This window comes from Streptomyces sp. NBC_01478, from assembly GCF_036227225.1.
In the GTDB taxonomy this organism is placed as follows: domain Bacteria; phylum Actinomycetota; class Actinomycetes; order Streptomycetales; family Streptomycetaceae; genus Streptomyces.
In genome coordinates this window covers 1,798,933-1,824,026 of the sequence record NZ_CP109444.1, presented here as the reverse complement: position 1 = coordinate 1,824,026, position 25,094 = coordinate 1,798,933, and the positions used below count along the sequence as shown (strand labels likewise).

Annotated in this window: 22 protein-coding genes and 1 pseudogene; 14 read left to right on the top strand and 9 right to left on the bottom strand. The window is 70.3% G+C overall.

Annotated features, from left to right (window positions below; all coding sequences use genetic code 11):
• The first annotated feature begins 109 nt into the window (after window positions 1-109).
• Entirely contained in the window at window positions 110-2,695 is a 2,586-nt protein-coding gene (locus OG223_RS08290) for a cellulosome protein (protein WP_329244559.1), read from the top strand.
• A gap of 26 nt (window positions 2,696-2,721) precedes the next feature.
• Here OG223_RS08290 and OG223_RS08285 read toward each other — a convergent pair whose 3' ends face one another.
• Both OG223_RS08285 and OG223_RS08280 read right to left on the bottom strand, forming a co-directional pair.
• Entirely contained in the window at window positions 2,722-3,486 is a 765-nt protein-coding gene (locus tag OG223_RS08285) for a VOC family protein (RefSeq protein WP_329244557.1), read from the bottom strand.
• 96 nt (window positions 3,487-3,582) lie between these two features.
• Window positions 3,583-3,978, bottom strand: a complete 396-nt coding sequence (locus tag OG223_RS08280; protein WP_329244554.1) for a VOC family protein — start codon at window positions 3,976-3,978, stop codon at window positions 3,583-3,585.
• Window positions 3,979-4,055: 77 nt separating this feature from the next.
• Between OG223_RS08280 and OG223_RS08275 the strand changes: the two genes are divergently transcribed.
• The gene (locus OG223_RS08275) at window positions 4,056-4,595 is read left to right on the top strand and encodes a GNAT family N-acetyltransferase (RefSeq protein ID WP_329244552.1); all 540 of its coding nucleotides are present in this window, start codon (window positions 4,056-4,058) and stop codon (window positions 4,593-4,595) included.
• Window positions 4,596-4,598: 3 nt separating this feature from the next.
• Here the strand turns inward: OG223_RS08275 and OG223_RS08270 are convergent, their stop codons facing one another.
• Window positions 4,599-5,282 carry a glycerophosphodiester phosphodiesterase gene (locus tag OG223_RS08270; protein ID WP_329244549.1) on the bottom strand — a complete coding sequence of 228 codons (684 nt, stop codon included), beginning with the start codon at window positions 5,280-5,282 and terminating at the stop codon, window positions 4,599-4,601.
• 395 nt (window positions 5,283-5,677) lie between these two features.
• Between OG223_RS08270 and OG223_RS08265 the strand changes: the two genes are divergently transcribed.
• The 5 genes from OG223_RS08265 to OG223_RS08245 all read left to right on the top strand — a co-directional run bounded on the left by OG223_RS08265 (window position 5,678) and on the right by OG223_RS08245 (window position 10,287).
• Entirely contained in the window at window positions 5,678-7,075 is a 1,398-nt protein-coding gene (locus OG223_RS08265) for a DUF6421 family protein (protein WP_329244547.1), read from the top strand.
• A 38-nt stretch (window positions 7,076-7,113) separates the two neighbouring features.
• Window positions 7,114-7,860 carry an SDR family oxidoreductase gene (locus OG223_RS08260; protein ID WP_329244544.1) on the top strand — a complete coding sequence of 249 codons (747 nt, stop codon included), beginning with the start codon at window positions 7,114-7,116 and terminating at the stop codon, window positions 7,858-7,860.
• Window positions 7,857-8,927, top strand: coding sequence for a threonine aldolase family protein (locus OG223_RS08255; protein ID WP_329244541.1), 1,071 nt, complete (start codon window positions 7,857-7,859; stop codon window positions 8,925-8,927). Before OG223_RS08260 ends, OG223_RS08255 begins: the two co-directional genes overlap by 4 nt.
• An 86-nt stretch (window positions 8,928-9,013) precedes the next feature.
• Window positions 9,014-9,586, top strand: a complete 573-nt coding sequence (locus tag OG223_RS08250; protein ID WP_329244539.1) for a transglutaminase family protein — start codon at window positions 9,014-9,016, stop codon at window positions 9,584-9,586.
• Window positions 9,587-9,594: 8 nt separating this feature from the next.
• Window positions 9,595-10,287, top strand: coding sequence for a B3/B4 domain-containing protein (locus OG223_RS08245; protein WP_329244537.1), 693 nt, complete (start codon window positions 9,595-9,597; stop codon window positions 10,285-10,287).
• Between the two features lie 4 nt (window positions 10,288-10,291).
• On the opposite strand, the gene OG223_RS08240 is transcribed toward OG223_RS08245, so the two are convergent.
• Window positions 10,292-11,020, bottom strand: coding sequence for a lysophospholipid acyltransferase family protein (locus tag OG223_RS08240; protein WP_329244534.1), 729 nt, complete (start codon window positions 11,018-11,020; stop codon window positions 10,292-10,294).
• A 186-nt stretch (window positions 11,021-11,206) separates the two neighbouring features.
• The gene (locus tag OG223_RS08235; protein ID WP_329244531.1) at window positions 11,207-11,623 is read right to left on the bottom strand and encodes a DUF4395 domain-containing protein; all 417 of its coding nucleotides are present in this window, start codon (window positions 11,621-11,623) and stop codon (window positions 11,207-11,209) included.
• Window positions 11,624-11,698: 75 nt separating this feature from the next.
• Between OG223_RS08235 and OG223_RS08230 the strand changes: the two genes are divergently transcribed.
• The 4 genes from OG223_RS08230 (at window position 11,699) to OG223_RS08215 (ending at window position 14,922) form a co-directional block, all read left to right on the top strand.
• Window positions 11,699-12,112: a TlpA family protein disulfide reductase gene (locus OG223_RS08230; protein ID WP_329244528.1), complete on the top strand. Its 414-nt coding sequence runs from the start codon at window positions 11,699-11,701 to the stop codon at window positions 12,110-12,112.
• A gap of 220 nt (window positions 12,113-12,332) precedes the next feature.
• The gene (locus tag OG223_RS08225) at window positions 12,333-12,848 is read left to right on the top strand and encodes a flavin reductase family protein (RefSeq protein WP_329244526.1); all 516 of its coding nucleotides are present in this window, start codon (window positions 12,333-12,335) and stop codon (window positions 12,846-12,848) included.
• Between the two features lie 243 nt (window positions 12,849-13,091).
• Entirely contained in the window at window positions 13,092-13,889 is a 798-nt protein-coding gene (locus tag OG223_RS08220; RefSeq protein WP_329244523.1) for an electron transfer flavoprotein subunit beta/FixA family protein, read from the top strand.
• 70 nt (window positions 13,890-13,959) lie between these two features.
• Window positions 13,960-14,922 (top strand): electron transfer flavoprotein subunit alpha/FixB family protein, encoded by a 963-nt coding sequence (locus OG223_RS08215; RefSeq protein ID WP_329244521.1) that lies wholly within the window; start codon window positions 13,960-13,962, stop codon window positions 14,920-14,922.
• Between the two features lie 54 nt (window positions 14,923-14,976).
• Here the strand turns inward: OG223_RS08215 and OG223_RS08210 are convergent, their stop codons facing one another.
• Window positions 14,977-15,870: an endonuclease/exonuclease/phosphatase family protein gene (locus OG223_RS08210; RefSeq protein ID WP_329244518.1), complete on the bottom strand. Its 894-nt coding sequence runs from the start codon at window positions 15,868-15,870 to the stop codon at window positions 14,977-14,979.
• 184 nt (window positions 15,871-16,054) lie between these two features.
• Here OG223_RS08210 and OG223_RS08205 point away from each other — a divergent pair, with 184 nt between their 5' ends.
• Entirely contained in the window at window positions 16,055-17,359 is a 1,305-nt protein-coding gene (locus tag OG223_RS08205) for a DUF6986 family protein (protein ID WP_329244516.1), read from the top strand.
• A gap of 98 nt (window positions 17,360-17,457) precedes the next feature.
• Window positions 17,458-18,306: pseudogene (locus tag OG223_RS53925) on the top strand (serine/threonine-protein kinase); the annotation flags it as partial.
• A 1,648-nt stretch (window positions 18,307-19,954) separates the two neighbouring features.
• On the opposite strand, the gene OG223_RS08195 reads toward OG223_RS53925, so the two are convergent.
• Window positions 19,955-20,704 carry a hypothetical protein gene (locus tag OG223_RS08195; protein WP_329244510.1) on the bottom strand — a complete coding sequence of 250 codons (750 nt, stop codon included), beginning with the start codon at window positions 20,702-20,704 and terminating at the stop codon, window positions 19,955-19,957.
• Between the two features lie 7 nt (window positions 20,705-20,711).
• Window positions 20,712-21,749, bottom strand: coding sequence for a LacI family DNA-binding transcriptional regulator (locus OG223_RS08190; protein WP_329244507.1), 1,038 nt, complete (start codon window positions 21,747-21,749; stop codon window positions 20,712-20,714).
• Window positions 21,750-21,957: 208 nt separating this feature from the next.
• Between OG223_RS08190 and OG223_RS08185 the strand changes: the two genes are divergently transcribed.
• Window positions 21,958-22,911, top strand: coding sequence for an ROK family protein (locus tag OG223_RS08185; RefSeq protein WP_329244504.1), 954 nt, complete (start codon window positions 21,958-21,960; stop codon window positions 22,909-22,911).
• Window positions 22,912-22,956: 45 nt separating this feature from the next.
• On the opposite strand, the gene OG223_RS08180 is transcribed toward OG223_RS08185, so the two are convergent.
• On the bottom strand, window positions 22,957-24,978 hold the full coding sequence (locus tag OG223_RS08180; protein WP_329244502.1) for an NPCBM/NEW2 domain-containing protein: 2,022 nt from the start codon (window positions 24,976-24,978) through the stop codon (window positions 22,957-22,959).
• Between the last annotated feature and the right edge of the window lie 116 nt (window positions 24,979-25,094).

Here is a 25,094-nt window from a genome sequence, read left to right as displayed (position 1 = left end):
CGCGGGCATGGACACGCCGTTGACGTGAGTCGCGTGATCTCCCTACGTTCGACCAGGTCGGTTCGGGAAGCCGACAGGCGTACGACATGTCGAACAAGGGATTGATGCCGTGGCAGCCGAAGCCTCCGCCGCCCCCACCTCCGGGAACCTCACCGTCGACCTCGGCACCGACACGGGCCCCTTCCACGGAGGCGCGAGCGGCACGCTCTACGGCCTCTACGGCGACGGCGTCCCCAGCCGCAACGCCGTGGAGGGCATGTACGTCCGCACGGTCTCCACCAAGGCCCAGGACGGCATCCAGCACCCGGGCGCCGACGCCCTGGAGATCCTGCGCCCCTTCGTCGAGGCGGGCGGCCGGGACGTCTACGTCTACATGACCGACATCTACCGCGGCTTCCCCTACGAATGGCCCGGCGCCACCGGAGCCGAGCGCCTCGCCGACTTCACGGCACGTGTCCGCCGGCAGGTCGACCAGATACTGACGCTCGGCGCGTACAGGTCCCATGTCGTGTACGTCCCGTTCAACGAGCCCGAGGGCAACATGTACGGCACGGAGGAGTGGAGCCACGACGGGACCTCGTGGCGCACCGACCCGACCCACTACTTCGCCGCCTGGCGGGACCTCTACCGCATCGTCAAGGAACTCGACCCCGGTGCCCGCATCGCCGGCCCCAACACCTGCGAACTGTACGACGAGGTCAAGGACTTCCTGGAGTTCGCCAAGGCCGAGGACGTCCTGCCCGACGTCGTCACCTGGCACGAGCTGTCCTCGCCGGACGAGATCCGCACGAACGTCGCCAAGTACCGTGCGCTGGAACGGGAGTTGGGCATCGGCCCGCTGCCCGTCAACATCAACGAGTACGCGCACAACTACCACGTCTCCGTGCCGGGCCAGATGATCCAGTGGATCGCCGCGATCGAGGAATCCAAGGTCGACGCCGACATGGCGTACTGGAACATCGACGGCAACCTCAACGACTCGGTGGTGGAGGCCAACAAGGGCAACGGCCAGTGGTGGCTGTTCAACGCCTACGGGCAGTTCACCGGCCACACCGTCCAGGTCACCGCACCCCACCCCAACGTCCAGTACACGCTGCAGGGCGTCGCCGCGTTCGACCGGGCCAAGCGACAGGCGCGGCTGCTGCTCGGCGGCACGGGCGGAGCGGCGGACGTCGTGTTCGAGCACGTCGACCCCGAAGTCTTCGGTACGACCGTCCACGCGCGGCTCCTGGAGATCCCCTGGACGGGCCAAGTCGGCTCCTCCGCACAGCCGTTGAGGCTCGCCGAGCACGAACTCACCGTCGTGAACGGCAAAGTGACGCTGCGTCTGACGGACCTGGAGGAGATGTCGGCGTACCAGGTGATCCTGTCCCCGGGCGGCAACGGGGCCGCGGCGCTTCCGCCCTCGGTCGGCTGGCGGCGCTCGTACCAGGCGGAGGACGCGGCCTACATCGGCGACGGCCACTCCTTGAACGGGCCCGAGGGGTCCCCGTCCGACGTCGACAGGTTCGCGGGCTCGACCGGCTACCACGTGGGCGGACTCCGTACCGGTTCCGACGGTGTGCTCGTCTTCTCCGTGGAGGTCCCGCGGGACGGGACGTACGACGTGCGCGTCTTCGCCAACTCGTACAACCTGGCCGACGCGGTGCGCGAGCAGGGACCCACCAATGTCTTCCTCCGCGTCGACGGCGGGCACCCGCGGGAACTCAGGCTGCCGCTCGGCTACAAGTGGGCGGTCTGGGGTCACACCGACACCCGGGTCGAGCTCACCGCCGGCCCGCACACGATCACCCTTGCCGCCCAGGACCCCGACCTCGGTGTCACACGGGGCGACGCGGTCGTCGACCGGCTCGACCTCGCCCTGCGCGACGACCATGTCACCGCGCCCGCGCTGTACGACGCCGAGTTCGCAGCCCTGGGCGGCGGCGCACGCGTCGACCACGGGCAGCCCGGAGCCTCCGGTCCCGGTGTCGTCGTACTGCCACGGGGCGGCACCGCCACCTTCTGGGTGCACGCGGAGGACGACGGGGAGGCGACCGTGACCGTCGACCGGATCGGCTCCGGGGAGGGCGAGTTGACGATCAACGGAGAGTATGTGGGGATTGTTGAACAATCCCCCGTCCCTGTGTTCCTGGCGTCGGGCATCAACAAGATCACCATCACCGGCACCTCGGACCGACTCGTCCTCGACCGTCTCCAGGCAGGCCCCTCACGCGGCCTCCTCCCCACCTCGACGCACCCCGCCGAAGAGGGCACCACGACCGGCGGCGCACGGGTCACCGGCGCCCACACCTTCGCCACGGGCGGCAAGGCCGTCGACGGCATCGGCGCCGGCCCCGCGAACGCGCTCACCCTCACGGTGACGGCGGCGCGGGCCGGCCGTCACGCGCTGACGATCCGCTACTCCAACGGCGAGCAGGCACCCGCCACCCACTACAACCCGGACCCGGTCTGCCGCCACGCGGACATCGCGGTCAACGGGGCCGCCCCGCAACGCGTGTTGTTCCCGACGACCTTCCACTTCAACAACTTCCAGGACCTCTCCGTCCCGGTCACCCTCGACGAGGGCACCAACACCCTCACCTTCACCGCAGACGAACTCCCGGACCACGACGGTCGGTCCAGGAACCAGTACGGCCAACGCTCCGCGTACGCACCGGTGATCGACCGCGTGACGGTGACGCCGCTGGCGTGAAGAAGGGCGGTGGGGAGGGCGTCGCCTCAGCCCTCCTCGCCCGCCGCGTACACCCCGAACACCGCCCCCTGCGGATCCCGCAGCACCGCGATCCGCCGGACGTCGGCGATGGACGTGGGCGCCATGAGGACCGTGCCGCCCGCCTCCGTCGCCGAGGCGGCCGTCGTGTAGACGTCGGTCACGGCGAAGTACGGCAGCCAGTGCGGCGTCACCTCCGGCGGGAACTTCTCGTCCATCGTCATCATGCCGCCGAAGTCGGCGCCGTCGATGCCCCACTGCGGGTAGTGCTCCGAGGGGCGGACGGTCCAGCCGAACACCGTCGTGTAGAAGCTCTCCGCCCGCTCCGGCGCCCGCGTCAGCAACTCCACCCAGCCCAGCGCGCCGGGCGAGTTGAACAGCCCGGCGCCCGGGAAGGTCCGCGCCTGCCACATCTGGAACGCGGCGCCGCCCGGGTCCAGGGCGACCGCGAAGCGCCCGATGTCGAACACGTCGATCGGTTCCATCAGCAGGGTTCCGCCCGCCGCGCGCACCTTCTCCGCGGTCGCGTCGGAGTCCGCCACGGCGAACGACACGTTCCACGCCACCGGCTGCGACTCCTGGAACAGCGGGGTCAGCGCGGCGACCGCCGCCTCCCCGACATGCGCGACCGTGTAACCGCCAGCCTCCGGCCGGGGATCGGTCTCCGGACGCCAGCCGAACAAGGTCGAGTAGAACCGCTTGGCCGCCTCCGGATCACTGGTCCCGAGCTCGGTCCAGCAGGGCCCGCCGGTCACCGGCCTGTCGAGCTTCATGGCGTTCCTTCCGCAGAAAGCTCCCCTCCCAGCACGCTAAGCCCGGGCCGTCACCCCGGCCATCCGGCGCGGAAGGGCGCCCTGCCCGCCGTAGACCTAGATCCCCGGCCGGTACCGCAGCGGATGGTCGGCCGGTACCTCCACCAGGACGATCTGCGTTCCGTCCGGGTCCGCGAGCCACATCTCGACCAGTCCCCAGGGCTCCTTCAGCGGCGGTCGGACGATCTCGACCCCCTTCGCCCGCAGTTCGTCGTGCGCGGAACGCGCGTCCGCGACCTGCAACCAGAGCTGTACGGCGGCGGGGGAGGGCGGGGTGTCCGAGCGCCCGGAGACCTCCAGGAAACCTCCGCCGAGGAAGTAGACGGTCCCGCGTTCCGGTCCGGTGCCGAACTCGCGGCAGACGGGCAGCCCCAACAGGTCGCCGTAGAAGGCGCGGGAGCGGTCGGGGTCGGTGGGGCGGAGCAGGATACGGCTGCTCAGTACGTGCACCATGCGGCCGGAGCCTAGTCGCCGGGGCCGCGTTACTCTCGTCTCTGCTTGAGCCGCGCCTCTGATCGGAGTTGTGCACCATGGACACCGCCGCCACCGGACTGACTTTCCGCGACGCCACCGACGCAGATGTGGACGCGTTGGTCGTGCTGATCGAGTCGGCCTACCGGGGGGACGCCAGCCGGGCGGGTTGGACCACCGAGGCGGACATCCTCGAAGGGCAGCGGACCGACCCCGAGGGTGTGCTCGCGGTCATCAAGTCGCCCGACAGCCGACTGCTGGTCGTCGAACGCGAGGGCCGGGTCGTCGCGTGCTGCCAGCTCGAACACCGCGGCGACCACGCCTACTTCGGGATGTTCGCGGTGAGTCCGCAGCTCCAGGGCGGCGGCCTCGGCAAGGTGATCATCGCGGAGGCGGAGCGCGCGGCCGGGGAGACCTGGGGCGTGGGGGAGATGCACATGACCGTGATCTCCGTACGGAACGACCTCATCGCCTGGTACGAGCGCCGCGGCTATCGCCGTACGGGCCGGATGACCCCGTTCCCGTACGGCGACGAGCGGTTCGGTGTTCCGCAGCGCGACGACCTGCAGTTCGAGCTGCTGGTCAAGGAACTCGCGTAGTCCTCACGCGGTGAAGCGGCCCGTGCGTTTGATCTCCGGGTAGTCGGTGGTCGCGCCGTCCAGGCCCAGGGCGCGGACGAGCCGTAGCTGGTCCTGGGTGTTCACCACCCAGCCGATGATCCTCAGGTCCGCCTTGCGGGCCGCCTCGACGACCTCCAGGGTCAGTCGGCGGATGTTGAGGCAGACCGTTTCGGCACCGGCTTCCGTGGCGCGCTCCACCACCTCGGGGCCGAAGCGGCCGGCGATCAGCGCGGTGCGTACGCCGGGCACCAGACGGGCGATCTCCGCGATCGCCTCGTCGTGGAACGAGGACACCTCGACCCGCTCGACCAGGTTCCGCCGGTGCATGACCTCGGCCAGCGCCCGCGCCGCCGCCAGGTCCTTGATCTCGGCCTGGATCGGTGACTTGACGGCGTCCAGTACCTCTTCGAAGACGGGCACGCGCTCGCCGCGGCCCGCGTCCAGGGTCCGCAGCTCGTCGAGGGTCCGCTCGGCGATCGGACCGGTCCCGTCGGTCGTACGGTCCACGTCGGCGTCGTGCATGACGACGAGGGCGCCGTCGCTGCTCAGATGCAGATCGAGTTCGATGACATCGAGGCCGGCCTGCTCGGCGGCGACGAAGGAACGGAGCGTGTTCTCGGGTTCGAGACCCATGACTCCGCGGTGACCGATGGTGAGGAAGTTCAAGGTTCGACTCGCTTCCGTCGACGGCGGCTCGGCACACGCGCGCGTGGCGCGGCCGGACATCGGCGTCCACGCGGCAGAGCCGCAGCCTAACGGCCGGGCCCGGCGTTGTACCCGCGCGTACACGGCGGATTCGGGGTGCGCTTCGAGCCTACTGTGCGACGCCGTCACCCGACCGTGGGCGAGTCCCGCTGGCGTTGACCGAAACCGGCCCTCGGGAGAGGGCGCCCGCCTGCCTACCCCGCCACAGCGGAAGTAATCGCCGTCTCTGTGTCCGGCAGGAAAAAAAGCGGTGACAGACGGAAGGCGCAGGATAAATTGCGGAGGCTCCCCTTGCTGGGAGAAACCATGAACACATACGCTGTCCATACGCGAGGTTCTCCTGTGGAGGGTGGGACATGACGGAAATTCTTGTGCGGGTGGGTGCCGAGGAGCGGCTTGCTCCCGTGACCAGGGTGGTCGAGCATCCGGCGTGGCCCGTGCTCAAGGACGCCGTGGAGCGGATCCGGCCATGGCAGTCGAAGGACGGGTCGATCGACTTCGCGGCCGAGGGCGCCCCGGACCGCGCGGACGCCGAGTACGCCGTGCGCCGGGTGACGGGCGCCGTCGAGGACCTCTCCCCGCTGCTCCCGCATGATGCCGCCTACCACGCCGCACTGGTCAGGGACCTGACGCGGTGGGCCGACGACGGCTTCCAGGTGCCCGACTTCCTCGACTCGCTGCTGGCCTTCCAGCCCGCCGCGAACCGCCGGGACGGACTCCAGCACCTGGTCGTCTTCCCGATGTACACGCAGAACGGCAACCCGGACCGCAACGTCGAGGCGGTCGTCCTGCGCATGGTCTGGCCCGACTGGCTGGCCGAGCTGGAGGCGACGCGCTACGACAACCCGCTGTTCTGCGGGATCACCTTCGAGGACTTCACGGCCGGCTACGACACCAACTCGGCCGTGCTCTTCCCGGAGACCATCGCCGTACGCCAGGCGCCGGAACGATTCTCCTGGGGTGGCATCTTCTGTGACCGCGAGGCCGCCCGCTTCCGCCGGGTGACCGAGGCCGCCGTGGACATCCTGGGCATGGAACTGCCCGAGGACATCGCCACGATGGTCGACGACCAGAAGCGCTGCGAGGAGGCCTTCGTCCTGTGGGACATGGTCCACGACCGCACCCACAGCCACGGTGACCTGCCCTTCGACCCGTTCATGATCAAGCAGCGCCAGCCGTTCTGGATGTACGGCCTCGAAGAGCTGCGCTGCGACCTCACCGCCTTCAAGGAGGCCGTGAAGCTGGAGGCCGACGGCGTCCCGCAGGCCCGTGACGTGCAGTACGCGGTCCTCTGCGACCGCATGTTCCGCTTCCCGGTCACCGGTGAGCGGGTCCGCAACTACGACGGACTCGGCGGCCAGCTCCTCTTCGCCTACCTGCACCAGCACGACGTCGTCCGCTGGACCGACAACAAGCTGCACATCGACTGGCAGCGCGCCCCCGAGGTCACCAACCGGCTGTGCGCCGAGATCGAGGACCTCTACCGCGCCGGCATCGACCGTCCCAAGCTCGTCCACTGGTTCAAGGCCTACGACCTGGTCGCGACCTATCTCGCCCCGCACCCGGGCTCCAAGTGGGCCAAGGGCCCCGACGCCCTGGACCTGAGCCAGCCGCCGCGGAAACTCGTGGATGACGTGCTTCCGGACGAGTTTCCGCTGAGCATGTTCTATGAGGCACTCTCCAAGAAGCTCAAGAACGTGATCGCCTCGACCAAGGGCATCCGGGTGGAGAGCGCAGAGCAGGTCGCCGCGTGAGCGACCGCACGACAGAAGTGGCTCAGGAGGCGAGGACCATGGGGAACGGGGCGCTCAACGGCGCGGTGATCGCGGTGGCCGGAGCGGGCGGGCCCGCGGGCCACGCGGTGCTGCTGCGGCTGGCCGAGGCGGGCGCGACCGTCGTCGGTGCGGACGCACACCCCGAGCGCCTGGCGGAGGCCGTGGACGCGGCCCGCTACGCGCACGGCGGCGCCACCGTCGTCGGCGACACGGTCGACCTGCTCGACCCGCAGGCGACCCGCGACTGGGCCGCGCACATCGAGAAGGACTTCGGCCGCATCGACGGCCTGGTCCACCTTGTCGGCGGCTGGCGCGGCAGCGCGTCGTTCACCGAGACCGACCTCGCCGACTGGGACCTCCTGGAGAAGCTGCTCATCCGCACCGTGCAGCACACCTCCCTGGCCTTCTACGACGGCCTGGAGCGCAGCGACCGCGGCCGCTACCTCCTGATCAGCGCGGCCGGCGCCAGCAAGCCCACCGCGGGCAACGCCGCGTACTCCGCCTCCAAGGCCGCCGCCGAGGCCTGGACCCTCGCGATGGCCGACGGCTACCGCAAGGCCGGCGGCGAGGACGGTCCCACCTCCGCGGCGGCCGTCATGGTGGTCAAGGCGCTGGTGCACGACGCGATGCGCGCCGAACGCCCGAACGCGAAGTTCGCGGGCTTCACCGACGTCAAGGATCTCGCCGAGGCCATCGCGGGCGTCTGGGACAAGCCCGCCTCCGAAGTGAACGGAAACCGTCTGTGGCTGACCGAGAAGCCGTGAACCCTCCGAAGACCGACGCCCGTCGCCACCACGACCCGGAGATCCGCGGCTTCGCCAGCGACAACTACGCCGGCGCCCACCCCGAGGTACTGGCCGCCCTCGCCCTCGCCAACGGCGGCCACCAGGTCGCCTACGGCGAGGACGACTACACGGAGAACCTCCAGGGCATCATCCGCAGCCACTTCGGCGCCACGGCCGAGGCCTTCCCGGTCTTCAACGGCACCGGCGCCAACGTCGTCGCCCTCCAGGCGGTCACCGACCGCTGGGGCGCGGTGATCTGCGCCGAGAGCGCGCACATCCACGTCGACGAGGGCGGCGCCCCCGAACGCATGGGCGGCCTCAAGCTCCTCACCGTGCCCACCCCGGACGGCAAGCTCACACCCGAACTGATCGACAAGCAGGCCTACGGCTGGGACGACGAGCACCGCGCGATGCCGCAGGTCGTCTCGATCACCCAGAGCACCGAACTCGGCACCCTCTACACACCCGACGAGATCCGCGCGATCTGCGACCACGCCCACGCGCACGGCATGAAGGTCCACCTCGACGGCTCCCGGATAGCCAACGCGGCGGCCTCCCTGGACGTCCCCATGCGGACGTTCACCAACGCGGTCGGCGTCGACATCCTCTCCCTGGGCGGGACGAAGAACGGTGCGATCTTCGGCGAGGCGGTCGTCGTCATCAACCAGGACGCCGTCAGCCACATGAAGCACCTGCGCAAGCTGTCCATGCAGCTCGCCTCCAAGATGCGCTTCGTTTCGGTGCAGTTGGAGGCGCTGCTCGCCAAGGACCTGTGGCTGCGCAACGCCCGCCACGCGAACGAGATGGCCCAGCGCCTCGCCGAGGGCGTGCGCGCGGTGCACGGCGTGGAGATCCTCTACCCGGTGCAGGCCAACGGCGTCTTCGCCCGCCTCCCGCACGACGTGAGCGAGCGCCTTCAGCAGCGCTTCCGCTTCTACTTCTGGGACGAGGCCGCCGGCGACGTCCGCTGGATGTGCGGCTTCGACACGACCGAGGACGACGTGGACGCGTTCGTGGCGGCGCTCAAGGAGGAGATGGCCCGCTAGCCGACCCCGAACAGTGCATGCATAGATATGCGGTCACCTGAAAAGTCATTGACTCTCGGGTGATCGCTTTCCTATGCTCTCCAGGCATGGAGCTGACCCAGAACACCCTCGACCTGTCCGCCTACTTGGCTGCTGACGAGGTCATCGACCATGGCCATCCCCTCGTACGGGAGACGGCCGCGCGTCTCGCCAAGGGCGCCGCGGACTCGTATGGGTATGCGCGACTGGCCTTCGAGTTCGTGCGGGACGAGATTCCCCACTCGCAGGACTCCGGTGATCCGCGCGTCACCTGGCGGGCCTCCGACGTGCTGGAGCAGGGCACCGGCATCTGCTACGCGAAGGCGCACGCGCTGGCCGCGCTGCTGCGGGTCGAGGACATCCCTACGGCGCTCTGCTACCAGAAGTTCGACGTGGTGCACGGGTTGGTCGCCGTGCGGTTCAACGGGGCCTGGCACCGGCAGGATCCGCGCGGCAACAAGCCGGGCGTGGACGCGCAGTTCTCCCTCGACGGTGAGCGGCTGGCCTTCGTGCCCGATCCGGAGTTCAATGAGCTGGACTATCCGGTACTGTACGCTGAACCTCACCCGGTCGTGCTGAGCGCCCTCAAGGCCGCCCCCGACCGTCCGCACCTCTGGAAGACGCTCCCGACCGCACTCTGAGGCAGACCATGACCCTCACCCTGACCGTGTCCGACGAAGTCCGCGCCCTCGCCCCGGGGTTCACCCACGTGGCGATCGAGGCCCACGAACTGGTCAACGGGCCCAGCACCGAAGCGAGTTCGGCGCTCCTCGACGACGCGGCCCGCCGTCTCGCCGTACGACTGGACGGGCGCGCCCCGCACGAGGACCCGCACATGGTGGCCTGGCGCGAGGTGTACACGGCGTTCGGGTCGAAGCCGTCGCGGACCCGCAACTCGGCGGAGGCGCTGGCCAAGAGGGCGCTTCCGGATGCCGGGCTGCCCCGGATCAATCTGCTCGTCGACCTCTACAACGCCATCAGCGTCGCCCACTTGATCCCCGTGGGCGGTGAGGACACCGACCGTATCCAGGGCGGGATGATCCTCGAACGGGCCGTCGGGGACGAGGAGTTCGTGACCGCGGCGGGCGGCGAGGAGGTCGTCGAGCACCCCGACGCGGGCGAGGTGGTGTGGCGGGACGCGGTCGGTGTCACGTGCCGCCGCTGGAACTGGCGGCAGGGGCCGCGCACCCGGCTCACCGAGCAATCGACGTCCGCCGTCTTCCTGTTGGAGAGTCTGGCGCCGATGCCGGTGGCCGACGTCGAGGCCGCCGGTGCCGAACTCGCCGAGCTGCTCCAGAAGTTCAGCCCCGGGGCGCGGATCACCGTCCACGCCCCGGCGTGACGATTCAGCGCGCCTCGGCCGCCTTGACCTCTTCGGCGGTCGGGGCCGTGCCGCCGAGATGGGCCGGCATCCACCAGGTGTCGTCCGGGCCCTTGGGCCGTACCGGATAGGCGCGCTGGGCGGCCTCGAGGAGCTCCTGGACGCGCTCGCGCAGGCGGCGGGTGATCGCGCCCGCGTACTGGTCCTGCGGGGCCTCCACCGGCTCGCCGACCCGGATGGTGATCGGGGTGTGGCTGCGCTTGAAGTTCTTCGGGTGGCCCTTGGTCCACAGGCGCTGGGTGCCCCACAGAGCCATCGGGATCAGCGGGACGCCGGCCTCCTGGGCCATGCGCGCCGCACCCGACTTGAAGCTTTTCAGGGTGAAGGACTGCGAGATGGTCGCCTCGGGGAAGACGCCGACGATCTCGCCGGACCGCAGCGACTCCAGTGCGTGCTGGTACGCGGTCTCGCCCTGCTTGCGGTCCACCGGGATGTGCTTCATGCCGCGCATCAGCGGACCCGAGATCTTGTGCCGGAACACCGCCTCCTTCGCCATGAAGCGCACGAGGCGCTTCTGGGGCAGGGCGGCCAGACCGTCGAAGATGAAGTCCAAGTAGCTGATGTGGTTGCTGACCAGCACGGCGCCGCCCGAGCGCGGAATGTTCTCCGATCCCTTGCAGTCGATCTTGAGGTCCCAGGCCTTGAACAACGTTTGGGCGAGACCGACGACGGGGCGGTAAACAAGCTCAGCCATGGACGGGGTGGACCCTTCTCTCTGCCTGGAAGGGGTTCTCCGGGCGGGAAAGTTACGCAGCCGTAGGTTTACGGCATTGCGCAGATCGTGCCCCAAGAACGAACGACTGGCCAGTCCTCGTGCCGCAGAACGGCGAGATCCTCGTCACGTCCATCGCTTGATCCACCTCGGCCTTTTAAGTTGCCTTTACTGTGCGCGTACCGTCACTCGACGCACGAGCAGGTACATCTCGCACCCCAGGCAGTACCCGAACGCGGCATTGAGGAACGCGGCGGCGAGCGCGCCCCCGGTCGCCGCGAGCCCCAGCCAGTCGGGACCCAGGCCGAAACCGACCAGCCCCACCCCGGCGAAGACCAGTCCGATCGCCTGCGCGAACCGCGGCGGCTCCGGTGCCTCGAACTCCGTCGGCGGCCCGATCCGGGGCCGTACGGCCTTCCGGAACAGCCAGCCGTACGGCGAGCGGCCCACGCCGCCCGCCGCGCCCAGCGCGAACGCCAGGGTCTGCCAGGCCAGCAGCCAGAAGCTGCCGGTGATCAGCACGACCGCCAGTACTACGGTCGTCAGGGCCGCCCCGAAACGCGGTCCTCGTACGTCGATGTCCATGAATCAAGGATTCCGCAGCGGGAACGATTCTTGGCGGCGGGAATCTTTGCAGTCTCGTGAACGCTGGAAGGGTCGATGACCGGACTTGTGGTGTGCGTGGTGGTGCTCGCGGCGGCGAGCGCCTACGGAGTGCTGCATCGGCGGCGGAGCGGGAGAGTACGCGTGCGTGGGCGCGACGGCGGAAAACGGCTCGGCGCCGCCGAGTTGGGCGGCGACCTCGGCGAGAAGGCCACCCTGGTGCAGTTCTCCAGCGCCTTCTGCGCACCCTGCCGGGCCACGCGCCGGGTGCTGGGCGAGGTGGCCGGCATGGTCCCCGGCGTCCGGCACATCGAGATCGACGCCGAGGACCATCTGGCCCTCGTACGGGAACTCGACATCCTGAAGACCCCCACCGTGCTCGTTCTCGACGCCGACGGGCGGGTCGTACGGCGTGCCACCGGCCTCCCCCGCAAGGCGGATGTCATCGCGGCTCTGGGGGAGGCGGTCTGACGGTCGTGACGCCCTTGATGACGACTTCGGTGAGGCATCTCCCATATGCCGGAACGTACTTGACTGCGCGCACCACCTATCGTCAACCTGACCGTATGCCTACGGAACTCCTTCTCTTCGGGCGGGTGCACGTCGACCTGGCCCGCACCGCGAGCGCGCGCTGTCCGGGCTGTTGAGCAGCCACGGACCCCGTTCGTCCCCCCGGCAGAAGGACAGTTCCATGACGGCCACGCCCGACCTCGGCACCCGTACTCCCCAGCTCGCCTCTCCCGACCTGCTGCGTTCCGTCTTCCGGCAGCACGCGGCCGGTGTGGCGGTGATCACCGCGCGCGGTGAGAGCGGCCCGGTCGGCTTCACCGCCACCTCCCTCAGCTCCGTCTCGGCGCAGCCCCCGATGCTGTCCTTCGGGATCAGCACCGGTGCGTCCAGTTGGCCCGCGATATCCGGGGCCGACCATGTCGGCGTGCACATACTCGGCGAGCACCAGGAGCAGTTGGCGGCCACCTTCGCCCGCAGCGGCGCCGACCGCTTCGGGGCGCCCACCGTCTGGCGCGAGGGTCCCGAGGGTGTGCCGGTCCTCGACGGCGTGCTCGCCTGGCTGGTGTGCCGGGTCGCCGCGCGCGTGCCCGCCGGGGACCACCGCATCGTCCTGGCCGAGGTCGTCCTCGGGGAGCACGCTGGCTCCGGCCGCCCGCTCCTCTACCACCAGGGCCGCTTCAACGGGCTGCGTGACTGAGACCACTCCCGGTGGGTGACGGGCCACCCTGCGGAGGCGTCGAGTTCCGATTACGCTGCGTTGCACAGGTCACAGTTCAAAGCGCTTGCTTAGCGGGCACCTGCTGAGGGAGCGTAGTGCTGCGTACTGGCGAGTAATATTTCGCTCGGAGCACCGGCCGCCCGCACCGGGAACGGCCGTTCAAGGCGCCTATGCTGCCTGGAAGTAGGCAGCCGAAAATGACGATGCAGTAGGAGAGCCGGCGTGAGCTTGAGGATCGTTGTCACTGTGAAGTACGTGCCCGACGCCACTGGCGACCGGCACTTCGCCGATGACCTGACCGTCGACCGTGACGATGTGGACGGTCTGCTCTCCGAGCTGGACGAGTACGCGGTCGAGCAGGCGCTGCAGATCTCCGAGAACTCGGACGACGACGTGGAGATCACCGTCCTGACCGTGGGTCCGGAGGACGCCAAGGACGCCCTGCGCAAGGCGCTGTCCATGGGCGCCGACAAGGCGATCCACGTCGAGGACGACGACCTGCACGGCACCGACGCCATCGGCACCTCCCTGGTGCTGGCCAAGGCGATCGAGAAGGCCGGCTTCGACCTGGTCGTCTCCGGCATGGCCTCCACCGACGGCACCGCCGGTGTGATCCCAGCCCTGCTGGCCGAGCGCCTGGGCGTCCCGCAGGTCACGCTGCTCTCCGAGGTCTCCGTCGAGGGTGGCCCAACTGGCACGGTCAAGGGCCGCCGTGACGGCGACAGCGCCTCCGAGCAGCTCGAGGCCTCCCTGCCGGCCGTCGTGTCCGTCACCGACCAGTCGGGCGAGGCGCGTTACCCGTCCTTCAAGGGCATCATGGCCGCCAAGAAGAAGCCGGTTCAGGCCTGGGACCTCTCCGACCTGGAGATCGACGCCGACGAGGTCGGCCTCGAGGGCGCCTGGACGGCCGTCGACTCCGCGGCCCAGCGCCCCGCGCGCACCGCCGGCACGATCGTCAAGGACGAGGGCGAGGGCGGCAAGCAGCTCGCCGAGTTCCTCGCGGGCCAGAAGTTCATCTAAGGCCCCTTGGGCCAAGGCCCAGCTCGCTCACCGCCCCTCAGACTTCGCACGCACGCAGGAGACCATTCCCATGGCTGAAGTTCTCGTCTACGTCGACCACGTGGACGGCGCCGTCCGCAAGCCCACCCTGGAGCTGCTGACCCTGGCCCGCCGCATCGGCGAGCCCGTCGCGGTCGCCCTCGGCTCCGGTGCCGAGAACACCGCCGCCGCGCTCGCCGAGCACGGCGCGGTGAAGGTGCTCACGCACGACGCCGCCGAGTACGCCGACTACCTCGTCGTACCGAAGGTGGACGCCCTCCAGGCCGCCTACGAGGCCGTCTCCCCGGCCGCCGTCCTGGTGCCGTCCTCCGCCGAGGGCAAGGAGATCGCCGCCCGCCTCGCGGTGCGCATCGGCTCCGGCATCATCACCGACGCCACCGACCTGGAGGCCGGTGACGAGGGCCCGGTCGCGACGCAGTCGGTGTTCGCCGCCTCCTTCACCACCAAGACCCGTGTCTCCAAGGGCACCCCGGTCATCACCGTGAAGCCGAACTCGGCCGCCGTGGAGGCCGCCCCGGCCGCCGGCACCGTCGAGGCGCTCGCGGTCACCTTCTCGGACAAGGCCACCGGCACGAAGGTCACCGCGCGCACCCCGCGCGAGTCGACCGGCCGCCCGGAGCTGACCGAGGCCGCGATCGTGGTCTCCGGTGGCCGCGGTGTGAACGGCGCGGACAACTTCGCGATCATCGAGGCCCTCGCCGACTCCCTCGGTGCGGCCGTCGGCGCCTCGCGTGCCGCCGTCGACGCCGGCTGGTACCCGCACTCCAACCAGGTCGGCCAGACCGGCAAGAGCGTCTCCCCGCAGCTCTACATCGCCAACGGCATCTCCGGCGCGATCCAGCACCGCGCCGGCATGCAGACCTCGAAGACGATCGTGGCCGTCAACAAGGACGCCGAGGCCCCGATCTTCGACCTCGTCGACTACGGCGTGGTCGGCGACCTCTTCGACGTCGTCCCGCAGCTCACCGAGGAGATCAACACCCGTAAGGGCTGATCCTCCGAAGCGCCGTCAGGCCCCCGCGACCCACGTGGTCGCGGGGGTCTTCGCTCATCCCAGGCTGATCGTGGACGTCACGGGCAGATGGTCGCTCGGGAACTGGCTGTTCTGCGAGAAGGTGTCGAGGGCCGTCCGGCGCACGGTGACTCCCGGGGAGACCAGGATCCAGTCGATGCGGGGACCGTCCGGCACGAGCGCGCGGTAGCCGTGGAAGCTGCCGTAGAGCTGCCCGCGGGCCGCCGCCGCGTCCCAGGTGTCCCGGAGACCGGCGCCCAGCATCGTGGTGTAGACCGAGGTGGTGTACGCGGCGGTGTTGAAGTCGCCGGTCACCACGATCGGCAGGGAGCGGTCGAGACGGGCGAGGCGTTCGGCGATGAGGGTGGCGGCACGCTCGCGTGCGTACTGACTCGCGTTGTCCAGGTGGGTGTTCAGGACGTAGAACTGCCGCTCCTCGTCCCCGAGATCGCGGAAGCGGATCCAGGTGGCGATGCGCGCGTGCGCGCCGCCCCAGGTGTTCGATCCGATCACGTTGGGCGTGTCGGAGAGCCAGAACTGGTCGTACTCGATCGGGGCGAGGCGGCGCGTGTCGTAGAAGATCGCCGTCTCCTCGTCGAAGCTGCCGCCCTTGCGGCCGCCGCCGATCCAGTCGTAGCGCGGCGCGAGGTCCTGCTTGATGTCCTGGAGTTGCGCGTAGAGGCCCTCCTGGGTGCCGATGATGTCGGGGGCCGCGCGGAGCAGCAGGTCGCGCATCACCGGACGGCGGACCTTCCAGCTATTGGGCTCGTGGGTGCTCGCGAAGCGCAGGTTGAACGTCATGACGTCCAGCAGGCGGGTCTCGTGCCGGACGGAGCCGGAGCGTACGGTTCCGATCAGTGGCAGGGCGATGGCGGCCGCCACCAGTGTGCTCAGGCCCGCGCGGCGGGTCACTTTCCCGACAGTCGGCATATGCGTCCTCTCCCCTTGCGAGTCAGGATGAAGGTGCGAGGCGCTGGGCGGAAGAGGGCCTCGGGGCGGCAGTGAACGCCATGGGTTCACGGCGTGGACAGGGTGTTGACCGGCGGGAAGCTCCATGGATAACTTCGTTCTACGGATTGTTGATTCCGTAGAGCGGAAAACTGGAGGGTATGGGATGGGTCAGGGCCAGCAGGAGAAGGTGGCGACGAGCCTCGCGGGCGCGATCAGCGAGGAGATCAGCGCCTCCCTGGCACCGGTCGACGCCGAACTGGAGCGCCGCTACCCCGGAGACCCGGGCACCCGCCAGCCCGTCCACACGGTCTACGTCCCCGGTGACGTCTTCGCCGCCGACACGATCCGCTCCTGGGGCGACCGGGCCCTCGCCGCCCTCGACGAACACGCCCCCGACGCGGCCTCCTTCGCCGCCGTCCTCGGCCTCTCCGACGAACTCGCGGAGCCCGTCCACGCGCGCGTGCGGGCCAAGTTGGAGCACGAGCCCATCGAGGACCTGCGCGTCGACTTCGAGGACGGCTACGGCCCCCGCCCCGACGCCGAGGAGGACGCGGCCGCCGCCCGCGCGGCGCGCCTGATCGCCGAGGCGTACGGCAACGGCACGGCGGCGCCGTACATGGGCATCCGTATGAAGTGCATGGAGGCGCCGGTGCGGGACCGGGGCATCCGCACCCTCGACATCTTCCTGACCGGCCTCATGGAGGCAGGAGGCCTGCCCGAGGGCCTGGTCCTGACCCTCCCCAAGGTCACCTATGCCGAGCAGGTCACCGCGATGGTGCGCCTCCTGGAGGCCTTCGAGAAGGCGCACGGGCTGGAGCCGGGCCGGATCGGCTTCGAGATCCAGATCGAGACCAGCCAGTCCATCCTGGCGACGGACGGCACCGCCACGGTCGCCCGCATGATCCAGGCCGCCGAGGGGCGCGCCACCGGCCTGCACTACGGCACCTTCGACTACAGCGCCTGCCTCGGCGTCTCCGCCGCCTACCAGGCCAGCGACCACCCGGCCGCCGACCACGCCAAGGCGATCATGCAGGTCGCGGCGGCGGGCACGGGCGTACGCGTGTCGGACGGCTCGACGAACGTCCTTCCGGTCGGCCCGACGGCCAAGGTCCACGACGCCTGGCGGCTGCACTACGGCCTCACCCGGCGGGCGTTGTCCCGCGCGTACTACCAGGGCTGGGACATGCACCCCGGGCACATCCCCACCCGCTACGCGGCCGTCTTCGCCTTCTACCGCGAGGGCTTCGAACAGGCCGCCGCCCGTCTCGCCCGCTACGCCAACCACGCCGGCGGCGACGTCATGGACGAGCCCGCCACCGCCAAGGCCCTCAGCGGCTATCTGCTGCGCGGCCTGGACTGCGGCGCGCTCGACATCGCCGAGGTGGCCGGGGCGACCGGGCTGACCCGGGCTGACCTGGAGGGCTTCGCCGCGCCCCGGCGGGGTGACCTCACGGCATCCGCCAAGTAGCGGACCTGTCACAGGTGTTGGCGCCGACTTCTGTTGTCACTGCCGCCCCGTAGGCTGTACGGCGTTCATGGGATGTGCCACAGGGACGGAGCGGTGCGGTGCCTTCGGGGGAGAGCGGACGCGTGGACGGGGTCGACCGACTGCTGGCGGGGCGCTATCGGGTCGTGTCCCGACTCGGGCGCGGCGGCATGGGGGTCGTCTGGCGGGCCGTCGACGAGGTCCTCGGCCGTGAGGTCGCCGTCAAGGAACTGCGCACCTTCACCGACGCCCACGGTCCCGAACTGGCCGACCTGCGGCTGCGGATGCAGCGCGAGGCGCGGGCGGCGGCGCGGGTCCGCCACACCGGTGTCGTCGTCGTGCACGACATCGCCGAGGTCGACGGACGCCCGCTGATCGTCATGGAGTTGATCGACGGGCCGTCCCTCGACGACGTCCTGGGGGAGCGCGGCCCGATCGACCCGCGCGAGGCGGCCGGGATCGGCGCGAAGGTGATGGAGGCGCTGGCCGCGGCGCACTCCGTGGGCGTCCTGCACCGCGATGTGAAGCCGGGCAACATCCTTCTGGACCGCACGGGCCGCGTCGTCCTCACGGACTTCGGCATAGCGACGATGGACGACCCGGGTGACGGTTCCGCCACGCACCTCACCCGGAGCGGTGAACTCATCGGCTCCCTGGACTACTTGGCCCCCGAGCGGGCCCAGGGCGCGGACCCCGGCCCGGCCTCCGACGTCTGGGCCCTGGGCGCCACGCTGTACGCGGCGGTCGAGGGCACCGCACCGTTCCGCCGCACCTCGACGTACTCCACCCTCACGGCGATCGTCTCCGAACCCTTCCCGGAACCCCACCGGGCAGGTCGCCTCGGCCCTGTCCTACGCCAACTGATGGACAAGCGCCCTGAGTTGCGCCCCGGGGCCGACCGGGCGCGGGAGCTGCTGGAAGCGGTGGCGGGATCGGCGAGGTCAGATGCGCCGACGACCATGTTGCGGGCGACCGGTGGGGGGACTCCGGCGCCGGCGCCGAGGTTCGGGGCGGTGGAGCCGAAGGGGAGTGCGGGAGCGGGGACTTCGGAAACGGAGGGGGTAACGGGGGCGGCGCTGGCGGGTGCCGGTGCCGGTGCCGGTGCTGAGGAAGCGGGTGTTGCTGGGCCCGCGGAGACCGGGCGGGGGATTGGGTCGGCAGGGGCTGTTACTGCAGCCGGGCTGGGCGGCGCGGAGGGCGTGGCTTCGGCTGGGCAGAGTGTCGAGGGTGCGGGGGGTGTGGCTCCGGCCGGGCAAGGCTTTGGGGCCGTCGAGCTGGTCGGCGATGGCGACGGCGGCGTCGAACCGGCAAGCGGCGGTACGCCCGAGTCTGCGGGACCGGGCAACGCCGTGGCCGCCACCGCAGGGCGGTCCGGATCGGAACAGTCAATACCTGGATCACCGGGGCGACTTGAAGCCGCAGCGTACGGGTCGGGTGCGGCAGGTGCGTCCGGACGGGGTGAGCAGGACCTGGGGTCGCCGGGCCGACTTGAGGCAGCGGTGCAGGGGTCGGGTGAGGCAGGTGCGCCTGGATCGGGTGAGCGGGGCTTCGGTTCTTCGGGGCAGCTTGAGGCCGCGGCGTATGGATCGGGTGCGGCAGGCGCGCCCGGACCAGGTCCGCAGAACCTTGGCTCACCAGGGCCACTTGAGGCCACGGCGCACGGATCAGGTGCGGCAAGCGCGCCCGGACCGGGAGAGCAGGGCCCCGACCCCTCGGAACGACTCGCTTCCGACGCCCTCCCATCCGCTCCCACCTCCGCATCCACGCCCCCTCCCACCTCCACGTCCACGCCTCTTCCCTCCTCCGTACCCCAAGGCTTCGGCCCGCCCCTCACCCCCGTAGCCCATCCGACCGGCCCCATGACCACCCGCCCACCAGCCGCACCCCGCCGCAACGCCCGCATCCTGATAGCCGCCGCAGTCGTCGCCGTCGTCCTCGCCGGTGCCGGAGTGTTCGTCGCTCGCATGGTCAACTCCGGGGACAGCAAGGCCACTTCGCAGCCCAGCCTCTCCGCCCCGGCCGGTGACGTGGTCGGTCCCGCTTCGCCCACCGGGCCTACGGACGGCCACCGCTCGGCCGACGCCAAGCCCACCGGACAGGGCGACGACGGGGCCCAGGCGCCGACCCAGCAGGACACCGGCAAGGGGGAGAGCACAACGGAAGGGCAGGCTCCCGGCGCCGCCCCGACCAAGTCCGAGGTCGGCGGCGGCAGCGCTCCCACGACCGGCGGAGCCACTCCCAGTTCCAGCTCCAGCGCAACCCCCGCCTGCCAGTCCATCGGCGGCGGCAAGTACAACTGCCAGGTGTGGCGCAGCGCCAAGTCCTACACCGCGTCCGGTACCGAAGTCGGTGTCCTGGGCGCCGGTACCAACTACTTCTTCTGCCAGCAGAACGTGGGCCGCCGCGAGACGTACGGCCAGTGGACCAACGTCTGGTGGGCCAAGACGGACGACGACAGCGGCAACACGGACGTCTACGTCAGCGACGTCTACATCAAGGGCGGGGGCAACGACGAACCGGTCCCGGGGCTCCCGGTCTGCTGAGGCCGTCACGGCATACAGCCCACAGCCCACAGCATCAGGCCAGTTGACGCCGAACGAAGCCTTCCAGCCCCGACACCGTCACCAGCCCCTCCTCCCGGAACAGCCGCGTACCCCGCTCGCACAACTCCCGGTCGGCGCGCGCCCGTGCGCAGAACTCCTCCGGCGTCCGCCCGAACAGCTTCCTCAACTCCGCCGAGCCACCCAGCAGTTCGGTGAGCAGCGCCCGCTCACCCGGATGCCGGCTCGGCACGCCCGTGCCGTCGTGCAGGACACCCCGCCGGTTGACGTAGACGTACGCGCCCCGCAGCAACTCCCCCGAACCGAGCGCGACAGGGAACTCGGTCCCGGGCAACCACGCCCGGTGGTACGCCACTTCGCTCGCGTCCACCACCGCGAGCTGCCGCGCGTCGAACCACGTCACGAACAACTCCCGTACGACACCGGGAGAGTTGACCGGCGACGCCGACACGTACCCCACGCGGCTCACATGCGCGGAGACGCCGATGTCGATGCCCGTGACCCGTACCTTCACCATCGGGACGGGGGACACGATCCCGAACTCCGCCATCTTGTGGCGCAGTTGGCCGGGACAGGCGTTGGAACCGACGGCGAGCACCGGCGTGCGGTCTTCATACGTGACGCTGTCGGCGAGGGGCAACAGCCGGTCCCCGACGAGGAGTCCGGACGCGGAGGGCCACGCGCCCGGGTAACTGAGGGGATCCTCGCGCGGCGCCCGAGCCAGCCCCAGCCCCTCCAACGTACGCTCGCCCGTGGGGTGGTTCACCCGCCGCTCAGTCCGACGGCGGCAGCTCGCCCGAGCCCCGGGTGATCAGCCGGGTCGGCAGCTCGATGCGCTCCGGGGCGATGAGCGTGCCGTCCAGTTGGCGGAAGAGGCGGTCGGCTGCCGTGCGGCCGAGGGTCGCCGAGTCCTGGGCGACGACGGTCACGCCCGGCTGGAGCAGGTCGGCGAGTTCGAAGTCGTCGAAGCCGACGAGGGCGACCCGGCGGGTCTGTTCGGCGAGGACCCGGACGACGGTGACCGTCACACGGTTGTTGCCGGCGAAGATCGCGGTCACCGGGGAGGGGCCGGTCAGCATCTCCTCCGCCGCCCGGCGCACCCGGACGGGGTCGGTCACGCCGAGGGACATCCAGGCGTCCTCGACCGGTATGCCCGCGTCCTCCATGGCGGCCCGGTAACCGCGCAGTCGCTCGACGGCCGTGTGGATGCGGGGCATGTCACCGATGAAGCCGATGCGCCGGTGGCCGTGGGAGATGAGATGGGTGACGCCGTCGCGCGCGCCGCCGTAGCTGTCGGACAGGACGACGTCCGCGTCGATCTGGCCGGCCGGGCGGTCCACGAACACGGTCGCGACGCCCGCCTTGATCTCCGGCTCCAGATAGCGGTGGTCGTCCCCGGCCGGGATCACCACCAGCCCGTCCACGCGCCGGGCGCACAGCGCGAGCACCAACTCCTGCTCGCGGTCCGGGTCTTCGGCACTGGAGCCGTTGATGAGCAGGGCGCCGTGGGCGCGGGCCACCTCTTCGACGGCGCGGCTGAGGGGGCCGTAGAACGGGTCGGCGAGGTCCTCCAGGACGAGGCCGATGCTGGCCGTGCGGCCCTTGCGCAGGACGCGGGCGCTGTCGTTGCGGCGGAAGCCGAGGGCGTCGATGGCCTCCTGGACGCGGCGCTCGGTGTCCGGGGTGACGCCCGGTTCGCCGTTGACCACACGCGACACCGTTTTCAGGCCGACACCGGCGCGTGCGGCCACGTCCTTCATGGTCGGACGGTTGCCGTAGCGGTTCTCGGGGCGGCGGGCGGTCTCTGGCACGATGCGCTGTCCTGTCCTGTCGTCCACGGGGGATGCATAGGTCCATGGGTTTGTATGAGGATGTGGCGTCGAGCATAGAGCCTGGACAACGTTGTCATATGCGAGAGAGACTGTCCACCGATATCTCCGGCCTGCGCCCCCACCGCGAGACCGGCCCAACTCACCTTCTGGTGGTTCTCAATGTGTGACGGGGAGATCTGACACTGTGATGCACACCGACCTCGTGGCCGCGCTCGACATCGGCGGCACCAAGATCGCCGGGGCGCTGGTGGACGGCCACGGCAAGATCCTGGTGCGCGCGCAGCGCCCGACGCCCTCGCAGGACGACGGCGACACCGTGATGCGAGCCGTGGCGGAGGTGCTCGCCGAGCTCACCGCATCGCCCTCGTGGTCCCGCGTCAGCGCCCTCGGCATCGGCAGCGCGGGTCCCGTGGACGCCTCCGCCGGCACCGTGAGCCCGGTCAACGTGCCCGGCTGGCGCGACTATCCGCTCGTCGAGCGGGTGCGTGCGGCGACCGGGGACCTGCCCGTCGAGCTGATCGGCGACGGCGTGGCGATCACGGCGGCCGAGCACTGGCAGGGCGCCGCGCGCGGACACGCCAACGCGCTGTGCATGGTGGTCTCCACGGGCGTCGGGGGCGGCCTCGTCCTCAACGGGCAGTTGCACCCCGGGCCCACCGGCAACGCGGGCCACATCGGTCACATCAGCGTGGACCTGGACGGTGACGCCTGCCCGTGCGGTTCGCGCGGCTGCGTCGAGCGGATCGCCAGCGGTCCCAACATCGCCCGGCGGGCGGTCGAGGGCGGTTGGCGGCCGGGCCCGGACGGCGACGCCTCGGCCGCCGCGGTGGCCGCCGCCGCCCGCGCGGGCGACCCGGTCGCCGTGGCCTCCTTCGAGCGGGCCGCGCAGGCCCTCGCCGCCGGAATCGCGGCCACCGCGACCCTGGTCGAGATCGACATCGCCGTGATCGGCGGGGGCGTGGGCAAGGCGGGCGACGTGCTCTTCACACCGCTGCGCAAGGCCCTGAGCGACTACGCGACGCTGTCCTTCGTACGGCGCCTGACGGTGACGCCGGCCCAGATGGGCACGGACGCCGGGCTGGTGGGAGCGGCCGCGGCCGCGCTCGCCGGGCGGGCGAGCACGACCGCGGCCGGGGTGTGAGGCACAGACCGGACGAAACGTTCGTTCAGTGGCCTTCGCCCCTGCTCAGCAGGTGAGTTGAGCGTCCGCCCAGTCCGCGTGGTCCGAGTCGATCCCGTCGCCGCCGTCGGTGACGACGAGTCGGACCACCTGGGCGCCGGTCACGTCCGCAGTGATCGGCTGGGCGGGCATCGCGTTGGTGAGGACGCCGGTCGAGGCGACCTTCGCGCCGTCCGCCCAGATCTCGAAGGCGACGGTCCCGTTGGCCCCCTTCTCGTCGTCCACACCGACGTCCGCGGTGACCTTCTCGCACGCCTTCCCGGTGTAGTACTCGACGTCGCTCTCGGCGTGTACGCCAAGCCCCTTGGCGTACACCACTCCGCCCAGGGTGATCGGATGACCGTCCCCGGCGGCGCTCTCCCCGTTGCTGGTGTCGCGCTCAACGGGCCCGTACCCATTGGCCGTTGACATCCACGGAAGATCACCGAGATACGACGTCCCCGCAGGCGGCGCCACCACCACGGACGCGGTGAACGGCACGGAGTTGGTGACGCGCGTACCGCTCGGCGAGCGGTAACTCGCCTTCAGCGTCAGGTCGTACGATCCCGCCGGCGTCCCCGCCGGAGCGGTGACCGTCCACTTGGTGCGCAGCGACCGGCCCGTCCGTACGGCCTTGGCGGTCGTCGGCGACTCGGCCCGCACCTTCCAGCCCGTGGGCCCGGTCAGGCTCACGGTGACGTGCTCGGCGGTCGTACGGCCGAGGTCGGTCACCGTCGTCGTGAGCGGGGTCGGCGTCGCGGCCTGGACCAACGGGGCGCTGTCCAGGCCGAGTTCGACGGCGGGCGGGTTCGCGGTCGCGTGCCGGTCGGCCGAGACCCGGACGAGGACCGTGCCGTGGGCCGGGACGGTCGCGGAGATCGCGCCCGCCGTGTTGTAGCTCTGGTGCTGCCACAGGTCGCGCAGGGTGTACGCCTTGGCGTTCGGGAGGCCTACGGCCGCCGCGGTCGTGGCGATGCGCTGGGCGCTGCCGGACTCGTTGAAGAGCGCGACGCTGCGGCTGCCGTCCTTCATCTCCTTGGCGACGACCCAGCGTCCGCCCTCGGACGTGACAACGTTGCCCTGCTTGCCCAGCGGGTCCTGGTCGACCGCGATGACCTCCTTGTTGTCGAGGATGTCGAAGGTCGCGGCGGTCGCGGTACGGAGGTCGGAGCCGATGAGGAGCGGCGCGGCCATGATCGACCAGAGCGAGAAGTGCGAGCGGTACTCGGTGTCCGTCATGCCGCCGTTGCCGACCTCCAGCATGTCGGGGTCGTTCCAGTGCCCGGGGCCGGCGTACGGCGCCAGCGGCAGGTTCTGCTTGAGGATCGACAGCATCGAGCCCCAGTTGTCGCTGATGTCACCGGTCGTGCGCCACAGGTGTCCGACGTCCGCGGCCCACTCCCAGGGCTTGTTCTCGCCCCACTCGCAGATGCTGAAGACGATCGGGCGGCCGGTCGCCTTCAGCGCGTCGCGCATCGTGTTGTAGCGCAACTTGGCGTCCACGCCCTGGTTGTTGCAGTTGTCGTACTTGAGATAGTCCACGCCCCAGTCGGCGAACTGCTGCGCGTCGCTGTACTCGTGACCCAGGCCGCCGGGGAAGCCGGCGTCGTTGCACGTCTTCGTGCCCGCGCTGGTGTAGATGCCGAGCTTGAGTCCCTTGGAGTGCACGTAGTCCGCGACGGCCTTGATGCCGTGCGGGAAGCGGACCGGATCGGGGACGAGCTTGCCGTCGGCGTCCCGGGACGGCAGGGCCCAGCAGTCGTCGAGGTTGACGTACTGGTAACCGGCGGCCTTGAGGCCCTTGTTGATGAAGATGTCCGCGATTCCCTCGACCATGGACTCGTTGAACTCGGTACGGCAGTTGGTGGAGTTCCAGTTGTTGAAACCCATCGGAGGTGTGAGCGCCTGACCGTCGGCCAGGGTCGGGGAGACGGGGTCCTGCACGGGGGCCGCGACCGCGGGTGCGGCGAGACCTGCCGTGCACAACAGCCCTGCTGTGAGCGCTCCGATGACTCTTCGGCGGGCCGTGCGGGTGTGGGGGTGACGCATGGTGACGTTCCTCCGGACTCGCGAGAGATGGGATCACTTCCTGTGCATGCCATGTGCGCGATTACGGTAGGACGTGTCGAACTCTGTTGGAAGAGTTGCGTATTTATTGTTCGACT

Coding starts and splice junctions, on each gene's coding strand:
- OG223_RS08275 (WP_329244552.1), top strand. CDS start 4,056: ATGGACACCGCCGCCACCGGACTGACTTTCCGCGACGCCACCGACGCA.
- OG223_RS08205 (WP_329244516.1), top strand. CDS start 16,055: ATGGGTCAGGGCCAGCAGGAGAAGGTGGCGACGAGCCTCGCGGGCGCG.
- OG223_RS08215 (WP_329244521.1), top strand. CDS start 13,960: ATGGCTGAAGTTCTCGTCTACGTCGACCACGTGGACGGCGCCGTCCGC.
- OG223_RS08260 (WP_329244544.1), top strand. CDS start 7,114: ATGGGGAACGGGGCGCTCAACGGCGCGGTGATCGCGGTGGCCGGAGCG.
- OG223_RS08240 (WP_329244534.1), bottom strand. CDS start 11,020: ATGGCTGAGCTTGTTTACCGCCCCGTCGTCGGTCTCGCCCAAACGTTG.
- OG223_RS08230 (WP_329244528.1), top strand. CDS start 11,699: ATGACCGGACTTGTGGTGTGCGTGGTGGTGCTCGCGGCGGCGAGCGCC.
- OG223_RS08180 (WP_329244502.1), bottom strand. CDS start 24,978: ATGCGTCACCCCCACACCCGCACGGCCCGCCGAAGAGTCATCGGAGCG.
- OG223_RS08280 (WP_329244554.1), bottom strand. CDS start 3,978: ATGGTGCACGTACTGAGCAGCCGTATCCTGCTCCGCCCCACCGACCCC.
- OG223_RS08225 (WP_329244526.1), top strand. CDS start 12,333: ATGACGGCCACGCCCGACCTCGGCACCCGTACTCCCCAGCTCGCCTCT.
- OG223_RS08250 (WP_329244539.1), top strand. CDS start 9,014: ATGGAGCTGACCCAGAACACCCTCGACCTGTCCGCCTACTTGGCTGCT.
- OG223_RS08185 (WP_329244504.1), top strand. CDS start 21,958: ATGCACACCGACCTCGTGGCCGCGCTCGACATCGGCGGCACCAAGATC.
- OG223_RS08285 (WP_329244557.1), bottom strand. CDS start 3,486: ATGAAGCTCGACAGGCCGGTGACCGGCGGGCCCTGCTGGACCGAGCTC.
- OG223_RS08210 (WP_329244518.1), bottom strand. CDS start 15,870: ATGCCGACTGTCGGGAAAGTGACCCGCCGCGCGGGCCTGAGCACACTG.
- OG223_RS08235 (WP_329244531.1), bottom strand. CDS start 11,623: ATGGACATCGACGTACGAGGACCGCGTTTCGGGGCGGCCCTGACGACC.
- OG223_RS08265 (WP_329244547.1), top strand. CDS start 5,678: ATGACGGAAATTCTTGTGCGGGTGGGTGCCGAGGAGCGGCTTGCTCCC.
- OG223_RS08245 (WP_329244537.1), top strand. CDS start 9,595: ATGACCCTCACCCTGACCGTGTCCGACGAAGTCCGCGCCCTCGCCCCG.